Source organism: Cellulomonas sp. URHD0024 (genome assembly GCF_000426185.1).
In the GTDB taxonomy this organism is placed as follows: domain Bacteria; phylum Actinomycetota; class Actinomycetes; order Actinomycetales; family Cellulomonadaceae; genus Cellulomonas.
Genome location: NZ_AUEW01000001.1, coordinates 471,635 through 484,943, shown reverse-complemented (window position 1 = coordinate 484,943; position 13,309 = coordinate 471,635). Strand labels below are relative to the sequence as shown.

Genomic DNA, 13,309 nt, shown 5'->3' with positions numbered 1-13,309 from the left:
GTCGGTCGTGGGTGGTCGAATGACCCCATGGACGTGACGGCGGACGGCGAGCAGCTCGTGCTCGACGGTCTGCCAGGGCCCCGGCGTCGCGCACGACCCGTCGTCGATGGTCCTGCGGTCGCGCGGGAGCTGCCCGTCGCACGCGTGTGCGTCGACCTGCCGCCGGCGCACCTCGACCGTGCCTTCGAGTACCTCGTGCCGGCGGCGCTCGCCGACACGGCCGTACCCGGGACGCGCGTCAAGGTGCGCTTCGCCGGACGGGACGTCAACGCGTACGTCCTCGACAGGGTCGAGGTGGCGGAGCACGACGGGACGCTCGCGCCCCTGCGCAAGGTCGTCTCCGCCGAACCGGTCCTGTCGCCCGAGGTGGCCCGTCTCGCCCGAGCCGTGGCCGATCGCTGGGCTGGGACGCTCGTCGACGTCCTGCGCCTCGCCGTCCCTGCCCGGCACGCCCGGGTCGAGGCGGAGATGCCTGGCGAGCCCGAGCCGCCTGCGGCACCGAAAAGCACCGCGACGGCGTGGGCGCAGTACCGGGGCGGCCCGGCCTTCCTGCAGCACCTGACCACCGGGGGCGCTCCCCGGGCGGTGTGGTCGGCGCTGCCCGGTTCCGCGGGCGATCGGTGGCCCGACGCGATCGCCCAGGCGGTCGCGGCGTGCGTGGTGGGCGGTCGTGGGGCGCTGGTCGTCGTGCCGGACGCTCGCGACATCGACCGGGTGCTGGGTGCGCTCGCCGAGGTGGACATCGCACGCTGGGTGCCCGGCACGGAGGGCGGAGCCGTCCGGCTCGCCGCCGACGACGGCCCGGCCGTGCGCTACCGGTCCTTCCTGGCCGCCCTCCGGGGGCAGGCCGACGTGGTCGTCGGGACACGAGCATCCGCGTTCGCACCTGTGCGCAACCTCGGCCTCGCGGTCGTGTGGGACGACGGCGACCCGCTGCACGCCGAGCCGCGCGCGCCGTACCCGCACGTCCGGGAGGTGCTCGCGCTGCGTTCGGAGCTGGAGTCCTGCGGCTTGCTCGTCGCCGGGCACGGACGCAGCGTCGAGGGTCAGGCGCTCGTGGAGAGCGGCTGGGCGCGTGAGGTGACCGCCGACCGCGCGACAACCCGGGCGCGAGCCCCGCGCGTGCAGGCCCTGACCTCGATCGAGCTCGCCCGGGAGGGGCCCGCGGCGGCCGCTCGACTTCCCGCCCCCGCGTGGCGGACCGTGCGCGACAGGCTCGCGGACGGGCCGGTGCTCGTCCAGGTGCCGCGCGCCGGGTATCTCCCGGCCGTCGCGTGCGGCCGGTGCCGGGCGTCGGCGCGCTGCGGGGTCTGCCACGGCCCGCTGGGGCTGGCCTCGGCGACCGCGGTGCCGACCTGCGGCTGGTGCGGCCGGCTGGCGACCGACTGGCGGTGCACCGAGTGCGGTTCCCACGCGCTCAGGTCCGTGCGCGTCGGGTCCGAGCGCACGGCCGAGGAGTTGGGCCGCGCGTTCCCCGGCGTACCGGTCCGCGTCTCCGGTGCCCGTGCCGCCGGGGGTGTGCTGGCGAGCGTCAGGGACGAGCCGGCGGTCGTCGTCTGTACGCCCGGTGCCGAGCCCGTCGCTCCGGGCGGCTACGCGGCCGCGTTGCTGCTCGACGCATCCGTCAGCACGGCCGGCGCCGCACTGCGCACGGGTGAGGACGCGCTGCGACGGTGGTTCGCGGCCGCCGCGCTGGTGAGGTCCGGCTCCGACGGGGGAGTCGTCCTGCTCGTCGGTGACGCCGAGGAGCGGGCGACGCAGGCGCTCGTGCGCTGGGACCCCGCTGGTTATGCGTCGCGCGAGCTGGCAGAACGGGCCGAGCTCGCACTCCCGCCGTCCGTGCGGATCGCCTCGGTGACGGGTCCGCGCGACGCGGTGGACGCGCTGGTCGCCCGGCTCGACGTGCCTCAGCTCGAGGTGCTCGGCCCCGTGCCCGTCGCCGCGCCGGAGGAGTCGCTCGAGTCCGAGGTGCGCGCTCTCGTTCGCGTCCCGCGGTCGCAGGGTCCGGCCCTCGCGAGGTCCCTGGCGGCGTCGCAGGCGGTCCGTAGCGCGCGACGCGAGGGTGGCTCCGTGCGCGTGCAGCTGGACCCGGCGGACCTCGGATGAGCATCGATGCGGTGGTCTTCGACCTGGGCCAGGTGCTCGTGCGGTGGGACCCGTTCGGTCCGTTCGTCGGCCGGATGGACAGGGAGGCCGTCGAGGCGTTCTTCGCGGACGTCGACTTCCCGTCGTTCAACCACCGCCAGGACGCAGGGCGACCCTGGGCACAGGCGAGGGCCGAGGTGCGTGCTCGGTTCCCGCAGCACTCACGCGCTCTCGACGTCTACGTCGACCACTTTGCCGACGCCCTGCCCGGTCCCGTGCCGGGGTCCGAGCGACTCGTGCGCGACCTCGTGGCTGCGGGTGTGCGGACCCTCGGCCTGACCAACTGGTCGGCGGAGACGTTCCACCTCGCCGAGCCGGCGGCGCCCGCGATCGGGCTGCTGGAGGACGTGCTGGTCTCGGGCGCGGTCGGGATGGCCAAGCCGGACGAACGGATCTTCCGGCTGCTGATCGAGCGGTTCGGCCTGACACCGCAGACCACCGTTTTCGTCGACGATGCCCCGAAGAACGTCGACGCGGCCGCTCGGCTGGGCCTCCAGGCCGTGCTCTTCACGTCCGCGGAAGAGCTGCGTCACGAGCTGGTCGCGCGCGGCGTCCCGTTGCCGCGCACCTAAGATCGGGGCCATGCGACTGCTCTTCGCCGGAACTCCCGCGGCCGCGGTGCCGTCGCTCGAGGCCCTCCTGGGGTCGCGCCACGAGGTGGTCGCGGTGCTGACCCGCCCCGACGCCCGCTCCGGCCGCGGCCGAACCTCGGGGATCAGCGCCGTGAAGGCCCGCGCGTTGGAGGCAGGCCTGGAGGTCCTCACCCCGGACCGACCCCGCGACCAGGAGTTCCAGGCGCGGCTGGCCGGGCTGGCCGTCGACGCCGCACCGGTCGTCGCCTACGGCGCGCTGATCCCGCCTGCGCTGCTCGACGTGCCCACGCACGGCTGGGTCAACCTGCACTTCTCGGTCCTGCCCGCCTGGCGCGGCGCGGCCCCCGTGCAGCACGCCCTGATGGCTGGCGACGAGGTCACGGGGGCGACCACCTTCCGTCTGGAGGCAGGACTGGATACGGGCCCGGTCTTCGGGTTCCTCACGGAGACGATCCGCCCGCGAGACACGGCGGGCGACCTGCTCGACCGGCTCGCCGTCGCGGGAGCCGGACTGCTGGTGCAGACGCTCGACGCCATCGAGGACGGGATCCTGAGCCCCGTCGCGCAGGGCACCGACGGCGTGAGCCACGCACCGAAGCTCGAGACGGAGGACGCCCGCGTGCGCTGGTCGCAGCCACCGCACGTGATCGACCGACGCATCCGGGGCTGCACACCGGCGCCGGGAGCCTGGACCACCGTGCCCGACGGCTCGCGCCTCGGCCTGGGACCTGTCGTCGGCGCACCCGACGTCACCGACCTCGCTCCGGGCGAGGTGCGCGCCGGCAAGCGTGACGTGCTCGTCGGCACCGCGGGTCATGCCGTCCGGTTGGGCGACGTCACGCCGCAGGGCAAGCGCCCGATGGCGGCGGCCGACTGGGCCCGCGGCGCGCGACTCGACGGCGCGGTCGTGCTCGGAGGCGTCGCATGACCGCCGACGACCGTCGTGACGCCAGCGGCCGGCAGCGCAGCGCCGCGCGCTCCCAGGGCAGGACGCAACGGTCGTCCGCTGCGCCGTCCCAGCGTCGCAAGGGCAGCGACGCGGCCCGGACGGCCGCCTACGACGTCCTGCGTGCAGTGGCCGGCACCGACTCCTACGCGAACCTCGTCCTGCCCCCGCTCCTGCGCGAGCGCCGGATCGACGCACGGGACGCCGCGTTCGCCACCGAGCTGGCCTACGGCACCCTGCGCCTGCAGGGCCGGTACGACGCGATCATCGCGCTGGCCGCGGCTCGTCCGACGGACAAGATCGACCCGCCCGTCCTCGACGTGCTCCGGCTGGGAGCGCACCAGCTGCTCGGCATGCGGGTCCCGGCCCACGCTGCGGTCTCCGAGACCGTCGGCCTCGCGCGTGAACAGCTGGGCACAGGAGCGTCGCAGTTCGTCAACGCGGTCCTGCGTGCGATCGGTCGAGAGCCGCTCGACGTCTGGGAGGAGCGGATCACGCAGGGAACCGACGAGCTCGCCGCCCTCGCCGCTGTCCAGAGCCATCCGGTCTGGGTCGTGCGCGCGCTCCGCGAGGCGCTCGTGGGCCACGGGCGCTCCGCGGACGAGATCGAGGAGCTGCTCGTCGCGGACAACGTGGCGCCGCACGTCACCGTGGTGGCGCGGCCCGGGCTCGCGGACGCCGACGAGGTGCTCGCCGACGCCTCCGGTTCCACCCGAGGATCGCTGACCCCGACCGCGGTCGTGCTGGCCGGTGGTGACCCGGCAGCCTTGTCGAGCGTGCGCGAGGGACGTTCCGGGGTGCAGGACGAGGGCAGCCAGCTCGTGGCCCTCGCGCTGACCGAGGTACCGGTCGTGGGGCGCGACGAGCGCTGGCTCGACCTGTGCGCCGGGCCGGGTGGCAAGGCGGCGCTGCTCGCGGCGGTCGCGGGGGAGCGCGGTGCCCGGATCGTGGCGAACGAGCTGCAGCCGCACCGCACCCAGCTGGTCGAGCAGGCGTTGCGGGCAGTGCCGGCGGACGCGGTCGAGGACGTGCGCACGGGTGACGGCCGTGACCTGGGTGCGCTGGAGCCAGCGTCGTTCGACCGGGTGATGGTCGACGCGCCGTGCACGGGGCTCGGTGCGCTCCGCCGTCGTCCCGAAGCCCGCTGGCGCCGCAGCCCGAACGATCTGCCGACGTTGGGTGCCCTGCAGCGGGAGCTGCTCGTGTCCGCGCTGCGGGCCGTGCGCCCCGGCGGTGTCGTCGCCTACGTGACGTGCTCGCCGCACCTCGTCGAGACCCAGCTCGTCGTCAAGGACGCGCTGCGCGCGGCCGCCCGGGACGGTCTCGTCGTCGAGGTGATCGATGCCCAGGCGGTGGTGCGGAGCATCGTGCCTGGCGCCATCGACCTGCCGGACGGGCGCCTCGACGTCCAGCTGTGGCCGCACGTGCACGGCACGGACGCGATGCACCTGAGCTTGCTGCGCCGCACGTCCTGAGCTCGGGGAGCCCTCGAAGGCGGGCGCTGGCTAGGCTGCTCATGTGCCTGCGCTGATCAACCCGAGCATCCTGTCCGCGGACTTCGTCAACCTCGAGCGGGACCTGGCGGCGATCGCCACGGCCGACTTCGTGCACGTCGACGTCATGGACAACCACTTCGTCCCCAACCTCACGCTCGGGCTGCCGATCGTGCGCCGGATCGCCCAGGTGTCGCCGATCCCGTTGGACGTGCACCTGATGATCGAGGACGCCGACCGGTGGGCGCCCGAGTACGCCGCCGCGGGGGCGGCGTCCGTGACGTTCCACGCCGAGGCCACGCAGGCGCCGGTGCGCCTGGCCCGCGAGCTGCGCTCGAGCGGCGTGCGTGCCGGCATCGCGCTTCGGCCGGCGTCCCCGGTCGAGCCGTTGCTGGACCTGCTGCCGGAGTTCGACATGGTGCTCGTCATGACCGTCGAACCGGGGTTCGGCGGACAGTCGTTCATCGAGGGCATGCTGCCCAAGATCCGGCGGACCCGGCGTGCCATCGAGGAGCTGGGGCTGTCGACTCTCCTCCAGGTCGACGGCGGGGTCGCGCGCGACACCATCGAGCGCATCGCTCAGGCCGGCGCCGACGTGTTCGTCGCCGGGTCCGCGGTCTACGGCGCACCCGACGTCGCGGCCGAGATCGGGGCCCTACGGCTGCTGGCGGAGACCGCCGTGGCGTGATGCCGCGAAACTTGACCGGGTCCATCGGAATTCGGTGGGGAATGCCTGGTGTGGCATGATCGTTGGCGCAGTACGAACACATACACGTGCTCCGGGGTCGGTGTAATTCCGAGCCGGCGGTGACAGTCCGCGACCCGACCGGTCCGCAAGGATCGGGCGGTTGACCTGGTGGAACTCCAGGACCGACGGTGAAAGTCCGGATGGGAGGATCACGTGGCGGCGCCCTGCGCCGTGGTAGCGGGACTCTTCCTGCCGCCCATACCCCGGAGCCATCGCGCCCGGAGGTAGGCATGTCGAGCACGGAGGTCGAGCACGTCGCTCCCGCCGAGCTGTCTGCCCTTCGGCATGCGCTGGAGATCGCCCGTCGCGGGCCGGCCGGTGGCCCCAACCCGCGCGTCGGTGCCGTCCTTCTGAGCCAGTCCGGCGAGGTGCTGGGTGAAGGCTGGCACCGCGGTGCGGGGACGCCGCACGCCGAGGTGGCCGCGCTCGTCGACGCGTCGGCCCGCGGCACCGACACGGTGGGCGCGACGGCCGTCGTCACGCTCGAACCGTGCAACCACACCGGCCGCACGGGTCCGTGCTCGGAGGCGCTGATCGCCGCGGGCGTGCGTCGTGTCGTCGTGTCGGTGGCCGACCCGAATCCCGTCGCGGCGGGCGGCGCCCAGCGACTGCGCGCCGCCGGTGTCGACGTCCAGACCGGCGTGCTCGCCGCCGAGGGTCGCGAGCTGCTGGGCGCCTGGTTGCCGTCGGTGGAACGGGGTCGACCGTTCGTCACCCTCAAGCTCGCGACGTCGCTCGACGGTCGGGTCGCGGCAGCGGACGGGTCGAGCCGGTGGATCACGTCCGAGGTCTCGCGCCACCATGCCCACGAGCTGCGGACCGAGGTGGGTGCGATCGTCGTCGGCACGGGAACGGTCCTGGCTGACGACCCGTCGCTGACCTCGCGCAACGCTGCCGGCGAGCTGCACGGGCAGCAGCCGCTGCGAGTCGTCGTGGGGCACCGGCCGGTTCCGGTGGGCGCACGCCTGCGCGGTCCTGGCGGGGAGCTGATCGAGATCGACACGCACGACCCGGCCGTCGTGCTCGCTCGGCTGACCGAGCGCGAGGTGCGGCATGTCCTCGTTGAGGGCGGTCCGACGCTCGCCGCGGCCTTCGTGCGCGCGGGTCTCGTCGACGAGGTGCACGCGTACGTCGCACCCGTCCTGCTCGGCGCGGGGCCGCCGGCCTTGGCCGACCTCGGCATCACGACCATCGGCGACGCCGTCCGGCTGACCACGCGGCAGGTCCTGCCGCTCGGTCCGGACGTGCTGGTCGTCGCCACACCCGAACCCGCAAGCACCATGGAGGAGAGCTGATGTTCACCGGAATCGTCGAAGAGGTCGGCACCGTCGAGGCGCTCGAGCAGGGTCCGCAGGACGCGCGGCTGCGCGTGCGCGGCCCGCTGGTCGTGTCGGACGCTCGCCTGGGCGACTCGATCAGCGTCTCCGGGGTCTGTCTGACGGTGACCGAGCTGCCCGGCGACGGGACGTTCTGGGCGGACGTCATGCCGGAGACGCTGCGCCGCAGCGCGCTGGAGGACCTGGGCGTGTCCAGCCCGGTGAACCTCGAGCGCGCACTCGCGGTGGGCGGCCGCTACGGCGGCCACGTGGTCCAGGGCCACGTCGACGGGATCGGGACGATCCTGAGCCGGAAGCCGGGGCCGCGGTGGGACGACGTCGAGATCGGGCTCGCTCCCGAGCTGACCCGGTACATCGCGGAGAAGGGTTCGATCGCGGTCTCCGGCATCTCGTTGACCGTCACCCACGTCACCGACGGGTCGTTCGGTGTCTCGCTCATCCCCACCACGCTCGAGGCCACAACCCTCGGCACCCTCGCACCCGGAGCGCGCGTGAACATCGAGGTAGACGTCCTGGCCAAGTACACCGAGCGGCTGCTCTCGTCGGCGGGGGTCCTGCGATGACCGTCCGACTGGGCACCGTCGAGGACGCCCTGGAGGCGCTCCGGCAGGGGAGGCCGGTGCTCGTCGCCGACTCGCCGGACCGGGAGAACGAGGCCGACGTCATCCTGGCGGCGCAGTCCGCGACGCCCGAGTGGATCGCGTGGACCATCCGTCACTCGTCGGGCTACCTCTGCGCGCCCATGCCGGCGTCCCGCGCCGACGCCCTCGACCTGCCGCTGATGGTCCCGCACAGCCAGGACCCTCGACGCACGGCGTACACGGTCACGGTCGACGCGGCCACCGGTGTCACCACCGGCATCTCGGCGTCCGACCGTGCCCGCACCTTGCGCGTGCTCGCCGACCCGGCGTCGGGTCGCGAGGACCTCATCCGTCCCGGACACGTGCTCCCTCTGCGGGCGGTCCCGGGCGGTGTGCTGCACCGCGCGGGCCACACCGAGGCGGCCGTCGACCTGTGCCGGCTGGCCGGTCTGGAGCCCGTCGGGGCGATCGCGGAGCTGGTCAACGACGACGGGACGATGACCAGGCTCGACGTCGCCTCCCAGCTTGCCGAGTCCGAGGGCCTCGTGCTCCTGACGATCGAGGACATCGTGGCGTGGCGCACCGGCCACGGCGACGACGTGACCCGCGAGGTCGCCGTCGCGGCCCCCCCGCGCGAGCGCGTCCACGCGACGCACACCGCGTACCTTCCGACGAGGCACGGCGAGTTCCGGATCCACGGCTACCGCGACCTGCGGACCGGCGACGAGCACGTCGCGCTGGTCCCGACGAGCGGCCTGGCCGAGCACCCGGTGGTCCGGGTGCACTCCGAGTGCCTGACGGGCGACGCGTTCGGCTCGGCCCGCTGCGACTGCGGACCGCAGCTCGACGCGGCCCTGGAGCTCGCCGCGGAGCAGGGCGGCGCTGTCGTCTACCTGCGCGGGCACGAGGGCCGGGGGATCGGCCTGCTGGCCAAGGTCGCCGCCTACGCGTTGCAGGACGAGGGTCGCGACACGGTCGAGGCCAACCTGGACCTCGGGTGGCCCGCAGACCGGCGCGAGTACGGCGCCGCCGCCGCGATCCTCACCGACCTGGGTGTCAGCCGGATCAGCCTGCTCACCAACAACCCCGCCAAGGTGGCCGGCCTGCGGGCGCACGGCATCGACGTCGCGGAGATCCGCAGCCTCGAGGTCGGGCGCACCCCGCAGAACGAGGCGTACCTGCGCACCAAGGCCACGTCGATGGGCCACCTGCTGCACCTGCCCGTCGGCACGGAGCGCGACCCGATCCCCGTCGCGCCCGTCCACGCGACGCCGGCCGTGCCCGGCGCAGACCACGAGGACCACGCGTTCGAGAACCTGGAGGACCTGGCATGAGCGGTGCTGGAGCACCCACGCTGACCGTCGACGGAACGGGCCTGAAGGTCGTGGTCGTCGCCGCGAGCTGGCACACCGTCGTCATGGACGGTCTGCTCGCGGGCGCCGCGCGCGCCCTCGACGCCGCGCAGGTGACCGACGTGACGATCGTGCGTGTGCCCGGCACGTTCGAGCTCCCGGTGGCCGCTCAGGTGGCGGCGACGAACGGTGCGGACGCGGTAGTCGCGCTCGGCGTCGTCATCCGCGGCGGCACACCCCACTTCGAGTACGTGTGCCAGGGCGCGACGCTGGGACTCACCGACGTCGCGATCCGCACCGGGGTGCCCGTCGGCTTCGGCGTGCTCACCTGTGACGACGACGCCCAGGCATTGGACCGTGCCGGGCTGCCCGGCTCGCACGAGGACAAGGGTGCCGAGGCCGCCGAGGCCGCCGTCGCCACCGTGGTCGCCCTGCGCGGGCTGCGGTCGGAGCCGTCTAGAGTGCGCGCGTGAAGACCTTCGACGCGCTGTTCGCCGAGCTGACGGACAAGGCCACCACCCGTCCTGCCGGCTCCCGTACCGTCGCCGAGATCGACTCCGGCGTCCACGGCATCGGCAAGAAGGTCGTCGAGGAGGCCGCCGAGGTCTGGATGGCCGCCGAGTTCGAGTCGGACGAGCGGACGGCTGAGGAGATCTCCCAGCTGCTGTACCACCTGCAGGTGCTCATGATCGCGCGCGGACTGACGCTCGACGACGTGTACGCGCACCTCTGAGACCCGAGGACATCGCTGTGCTGAGGATTGCCGTCCCGAACAAGGGCTCCCTGTCGGAGCCCTCCGCCGAGATGCTCAAGGAGGCGGGCTACCGGCAGCGTCGCGACTCCCGCGAGCTCGTGCTGCCGGATCCGGACAACGACGTCGAGTTCTTCTTCCTGCGTCCGCGCGACATCGCGGTGTACGTCGGCGCGGGCACGGTCGACGTCGGGATCACCGGACGCGACCTCATGCTGGACTCGGAGTCCGCCGCGGTCGAGCACCTGCCGCTGGGCTTCGCGCGCTCGACCTTCCGGTTCGCCGGAGCGGCCGGCCAGTGGTCCGACGTCGCGCAGGTGGGGGGCCACCGGGTCGCGACGAGCTATCCGGTCCTGGTCCGCTCGTACCTGCGCTCGCTCGGCATCGAGCCGTCGGGCGTCGTGCGCCTGGACGGTGCGGTGGAGTCCGCGATCAAGCTCGGCGTCGCCGACCTGATCGCCGACGTCGTCGAGACCGGCACGACGCTGCGCGCCGCCGGACTCGAGATCTTCGCGGAGCCGATCCTGCGGTCGGAGGCCGTGCTGGTCCGCCGTTCCGACGGTCCGGAACCGGCGGGCCTCGAGGTGCTGACCCGACGCCTCCAGGGTGTCCTGACGGCTCGCGAGTACGTCCTGATGGACTACGACGTGCCCCTGGACCTCGTCGACGCGGCGGTCGCGATCACCCCCGGGCTCGAGTCGCCCACGGTGTCGCCGCTGCACAACCGTGAGTGGGCGGCCGTGCGGGCCATGGTCCGTCGCGACGAGACCAACCGCGTCATGGACTCCCTGTACGACGTGGGCGCCCGCGCGATCCTGGTGACGTCGATCCACGCGTGCCGACTCTGACCGTCGTGGACCCGTCGTACCGAACGTTCCGACCTCGCGCCGCGAGGGTCGTGACGCTCGTGATGGCAGCCGTCGTGCTGGTTCTGACCGGTCTCCTGATCGCGTACCTGCCGACCCTGAACCTCGGTGACCAGCTGGGCTTCGCGATCGTCGGCCTCCTGATCGCGGGTTTCTGCTGGCGGCAGGCGTCGGTGCGGGCGCGGGTCGACGACGACGGCGTCACGGTCCGGAACCTCGTCTACACGCGCCGGCTGGAGTGGGCGGAGATCGTCTCGGTGCGGTTCGGCTCCGGACGACCCTGGGTCCAGCTGGACCTCTCGGACGGGGACACGCTCGCGGTCATGGGCATCCAGCGGGCCGACGGCGCGTACGCGGACGCCGAGGCCCGCCGGCTGGCCACCCTCGTCGCGCAGCACACGGCCACGGACAGGGACGACTGACGTGGAGATCGAGGTCGACGGCGAACGCTTCTCGGTGGTGGAGCGTCCACCGAACACCTACGACGTCACCTGGCTGAGCGGCCCGAACCCCGGCTACGGCTTCTCGGTCTCGGGCCCCCCGCTCGACGCCGAGCAGATCGACGACGTGATCCGAGAGTTCCTGGCGGACGTCGACCCGACTACCGGGTATCTGGAATGACGGCGGACGACCTCCTCCAGATCGGGTACACGGTCTCCTTCGAGTGGGGGTGGCAGGGTGCGGACGCCCTGGCACCCCTCGCGGACGTCACCGTCGTCGTCGACGTGCTCTCGTTCACGACGACGCTGTCGGTCGCGGCGGACCTCGGGATCGCCGTGGTGCCCCACGCCGGAGATCCGGACGAGGCGGTGCGTGTCGCGCTCGACCACGGCGCCACGCTCGCCGGGCCGAGATCGCTGACCGCCGGCCCGTCCCTGTCTCCCGCGAGCCTGCGGCGCTGGGCCCGACCGGGCACGCTCGTCCTTCCGTCGCCGAACGGGTCGGCGATCAGTCGTCGCCTCGCCGTCCGGGGAACGCAGGTGGTCGGTGCGAGCCTGCGCAACGCGGACGCGGTCGCCGAGGCCGTGAGCGGCGTCGATCGTGTGCTGGTGGTGGCGGCAGGAGAGGCGTGGCCGGACGGATCGCTACGACCGGCGGTCGAGGACCTGTGGGGTGCGGGCGCCGTGGTCGCAGCCCTCGGCGAGCGTGGCCTCTCACTGTCTCCCGAGGCGTCCGCCGCTGCAGCGGCTTACCGGGAGGTGCGCGGACGGGAGCACCGGGCCTTGCTCGAGTGCGCGAGTGGCCGGGAGCTGACCGGTCGCGGACTCGACGCGGATGTCGGCATCGCCGCCGAGGTCGGTCAGAGCGGCTCGGTGCCGAGGCTGGTCGACGGGGCGTTCGTCAGGTGACCAGGTCGACCGCGTGGATCCCCGCCGCGGCGGCGGTCAGGAACGCCGCCGGGTCGGCCTCGAGGCCCCGGCCCATGGTCGACAGGCGGACCGGGGTGCCGGCCAGCGCGCTGCGCAGGTCCGCGCCCGCGGGGACCCGCACCACGCGGTGGCGCGCCGACAACGCGGCGACCTGGTCGTCGATGCGGTGCCCGAGTCCGTCCAGGTCCCCGGGTTCGAAGACCGGGACGACGACGTCTGCCGCCGCCAGCGCGACCCGCCCGTAGGCCGTCAGCGAGTGGTGCGAGATGCCGAGATGCCGCTCTCGGGCATCGGCACCCGAGACCCGCAGTGAGGCGACGGGACGACCGCGGAGCGTGGCTGCCGCGTTCACCGCCTCGCCCGCCGCCACACCCGAGAACCCCCAGCGCGTCCCTGTACCGAGGTTCCCGGGTCCCTGCGTGACCACCACCAGCGAGGCTCCGACCACGTGCCGCGCGGCGAGCAGGCCGGTGTGCACGGTGACCGCCTCGAGGTCGCCGCCGAAGGCCTGGCCCGTCGTGATGCACGCCTCGAGCCACCCGGCGCTCCGTAGGCCGGCGACTGCGCGGGAGAACCAGGCGGGGAGCGCACCGCCGTCGGTCATGACGTACGCCACGCGAGGGGGCTCCGCGCCCGCGCGCGCCGCGGCGAACCGGGCACCGGCGACGATCGCGGGAAGGGCGGAGTGCAGGTCCGCGACGACGACCGGCAGACCCCCGAGGTCGTCGGCGTCGCGAAGCACGTCGTGGTGCGGGGACTCCTGGTCGTCGACCCCCAGCACCATGGCCTGCAGCGGCGTGTAGCGGGCCTTCACCAGGTGTCCCGGGCCGTCCGGCGGATCGGCGGGCAGGGCGTCGAGGCCGGCGACGACGAGCGCGTACCCGCCCGTGCCGAGCCCGCGGGCGAGGGCCGAGACGTTCAGGAGCACCCGGTCTCCGATCTCGGGGGAGCCGACGAGCGACGGGTACGCGAGCGCGCGTACCGTCCCTCCGGCGGGCACGGCGCCGACCGGCGACTCCAGCTCGACCGTCATCTCCGCCGCGCCCGGCCACGTGGATCCGAGCGACACCACGGTTCCCGCACGCCACGTGATCACGCGCCCACGCTACCGGCCACTACGGTGGTGC

The 13,309-nt window shown here is 73.7% G+C and carries 15 protein-coding genes and 1 riboswitch; of the genes, 14 read left to right on the top strand and 1 reads right to left on the bottom strand.

The window, feature by feature from the left end; translation table 11 throughout:
* The first annotated feature begins 27 nt into the window (after nt 1–27).
* From I847_RS0102340 to I847_RS0102275, 14 genes are all read left to right on the top strand, one after another.
* Entirely contained in the window at nt 28–2,106 is a 2,079-nt protein-coding gene (locus I847_RS0102340) for a primosomal protein N' (protein ID WP_028048397.1), read from the top strand.
* Nucleotides 2,103–2,717, top strand: coding sequence for an HAD family phosphatase (locus I847_RS0102335; protein WP_028048396.1), 615 nt, complete (start codon nt 2,103–2,105; stop codon nt 2,715–2,717). The genes I847_RS0102340 and I847_RS0102335 overlap by 4 nt, the downstream gene beginning before the upstream one ends.
* A 10-nt stretch (nt 2,718–2,727) precedes the next feature.
* Nucleotides 2,728–3,666: a methionyl-tRNA formyltransferase gene (locus I847_RS0102330; RefSeq protein WP_028048395.1), complete on the top strand. Its 939-nt coding sequence runs from the start codon at nt 2,728–2,730 to the stop codon at nt 3,664–3,666.
* Nucleotides 3,663–5,159: an RsmB/NOP family class I SAM-dependent RNA methyltransferase gene (locus tag I847_RS0102325; RefSeq protein WP_028048394.1), complete on the top strand. Its 1,497-nt coding sequence runs from the start codon at nt 3,663–3,665 to the stop codon at nt 5,157–5,159. Before I847_RS0102330 ends, I847_RS0102325 begins: the two co-directional genes overlap by 4 nt.
* Before the next feature lie 43 nt (nt 5,160–5,202).
* Nucleotides 5,203–5,865 carry a ribulose-phosphate 3-epimerase gene (gene rpe, locus I847_RS0102320; protein ID WP_028048393.1) on the top strand — a complete coding sequence of 221 codons (663 nt, stop codon included), beginning with the start codon at nt 5,203–5,205 and terminating at the stop codon, nt 5,863–5,865.
* An 83-nt stretch (nt 5,866–5,948) separates the two neighbouring features.
* A riboswitch (FMN riboswitch) is annotated at nt 5,949–6,081 on the top strand.
* Nucleotides 6,082–6,155: 74 nt separating this feature from the next.
* Nucleotides 6,156–7,220 carry a bifunctional diaminohydroxyphosphoribosylaminopyrimidine deaminase/5-amino-6-(5-phosphoribosylamino)uracil reductase RibD gene (gene ribD / locus I847_RS0102315; RefSeq protein WP_028048392.1) on the top strand — a complete coding sequence of 355 codons (1,065 nt, stop codon included), beginning with the start codon at nt 6,156–6,158 and terminating at the stop codon, nt 7,218–7,220.
* Nucleotides 7,220–7,825 carry a riboflavin synthase gene (locus I847_RS0102310; RefSeq protein ID WP_028048391.1) on the top strand — a complete coding sequence of 202 codons (606 nt, stop codon included), beginning with the start codon at nt 7,220–7,222 and terminating at the stop codon, nt 7,823–7,825. The genes ribD and I847_RS0102310 overlap by 1 nt, the downstream gene beginning before the upstream one ends.
* Complete coding sequence (locus tag I847_RS0102305; protein ID WP_028048390.1) at nt 7,822–9,177, top strand: bifunctional 3,4-dihydroxy-2-butanone-4-phosphate synthase/GTP cyclohydrolase II; 1,356 nt, start codon at nt 7,822–7,824, stop codon at nt 9,175–9,177. Before I847_RS0102310 ends, I847_RS0102305 begins: the two co-directional genes overlap by 4 nt.
* Nucleotides 9,174–9,668: a 6,7-dimethyl-8-ribityllumazine synthase gene (ribH, locus tag I847_RS0102300; RefSeq protein WP_028048389.1), complete on the top strand. Its 495-nt coding sequence runs from the start codon at nt 9,174–9,176 to the stop codon at nt 9,666–9,668. Before I847_RS0102305 ends, ribH begins: the two co-directional genes overlap by 4 nt.
* Nucleotides 9,665–9,928 carry a phosphoribosyl-ATP diphosphatase gene (locus tag I847_RS0102295; RefSeq protein WP_028048388.1) on the top strand — a complete coding sequence of 88 codons (264 nt, stop codon included), beginning with the start codon at nt 9,665–9,667 and terminating at the stop codon, nt 9,926–9,928. The genes ribH and I847_RS0102295 overlap by 4 nt, the downstream gene beginning before the upstream one ends.
* Before the next feature lie 17 nt (nt 9,929–9,945).
* The gene (gene hisG, locus I847_RS0102290; RefSeq protein ID WP_028048387.1) at nt 9,946–10,794 is read left to right on the top strand and encodes an ATP phosphoribosyltransferase; all 849 of its coding nucleotides are present in this window, start codon (nt 9,946–9,948) and stop codon (nt 10,792–10,794) included.
* Complete coding sequence (locus I847_RS0102285) at nt 10,782–11,234, top strand: PH domain-containing protein (RefSeq protein ID WP_231384044.1); 453 nt, start codon at nt 10,782–10,784, stop codon at nt 11,232–11,234. The genes hisG and I847_RS0102285 overlap by 13 nt, the downstream gene beginning before the upstream one ends.
* Nucleotide 11,235: 1 nt before the next feature.
* Nucleotides 11,236–11,433 (top strand): hypothetical protein, encoded by a 198-nt coding sequence (locus I847_RS0102280; RefSeq protein ID WP_028048385.1) that lies wholly within the window; start codon nt 11,236–11,238, stop codon nt 11,431–11,433.
* Nucleotides 11,430–12,161, top strand: coding sequence for a 2-phosphosulfolactate phosphatase (locus tag I847_RS0102275; protein ID WP_028048384.1), 732 nt, complete (start codon nt 11,430–11,432; stop codon nt 12,159–12,161). Before I847_RS0102280 ends, I847_RS0102275 begins: the two co-directional genes overlap by 4 nt.
* Here the strand turns inward: I847_RS0102275 and I847_RS0102270 are convergent.
* Nucleotides 12,154–13,278, bottom strand: coding sequence for a DUF3866 family protein (locus I847_RS0102270; protein ID WP_028048383.1), 1,125 nt, complete (start codon nt 13,276–13,278; stop codon nt 12,154–12,156). The genes I847_RS0102275 and I847_RS0102270 overlap by 8 nt on opposite strands.
* Nucleotides 13,279–13,309: the final 31 nt, after the last annotated feature.

Excerpts from the sequence above, each read along its gene's own strand:
- I847_RS0102340 (WP_028048397.1), top strand. The coding sequence starts at position 28 with ATGGACGTGACGGCGGACGGCGAGCAGCTCGTGCTCGACGGTCTGCCA.
- I847_RS0102335 (WP_028048396.1), top strand. The coding sequence starts at position 2,103 with ATGAGCATCGATGCGGTGGTCTTCGACCTGGGCCAGGTGCTCGTGCGG.
- I847_RS0102330 (WP_028048395.1), top strand. The coding sequence starts at position 2,728 with ATGCGACTGCTCTTCGCCGGAACTCCCGCGGCCGCGGTGCCGTCGCTC.
- I847_RS0102325 (WP_028048394.1), top strand. The coding sequence starts at position 3,663 with ATGACCGCCGACGACCGTCGTGACGCCAGCGGCCGGCAGCGCAGCGCC.
- ribD (WP_028048392.1), top strand. The coding sequence starts at position 6,156 with ATGTCGAGCACGGAGGTCGAGCACGTCGCTCCCGCCGAGCTGTCTGCC.
- I847_RS0102310 (WP_028048391.1), top strand. The coding sequence starts at position 7,220 with ATGTTCACCGGAATCGTCGAAGAGGTCGGCACCGTCGAGGCGCTCGAG.
- I847_RS0102305 (WP_028048390.1), top strand. The coding sequence starts at position 7,822 with ATGACCGTCCGACTGGGCACCGTCGAGGACGCCCTGGAGGCGCTCCGG.
- ribH (WP_028048389.1), top strand. The coding sequence starts at position 9,174 with ATGAGCGGTGCTGGAGCACCCACGCTGACCGTCGACGGAACGGGCCTG.
- I847_RS0102275 (WP_028048384.1), top strand. The coding sequence starts at position 11,430 with ATGACGGCGGACGACCTCCTCCAGATCGGGTACACGGTCTCCTTCGAG.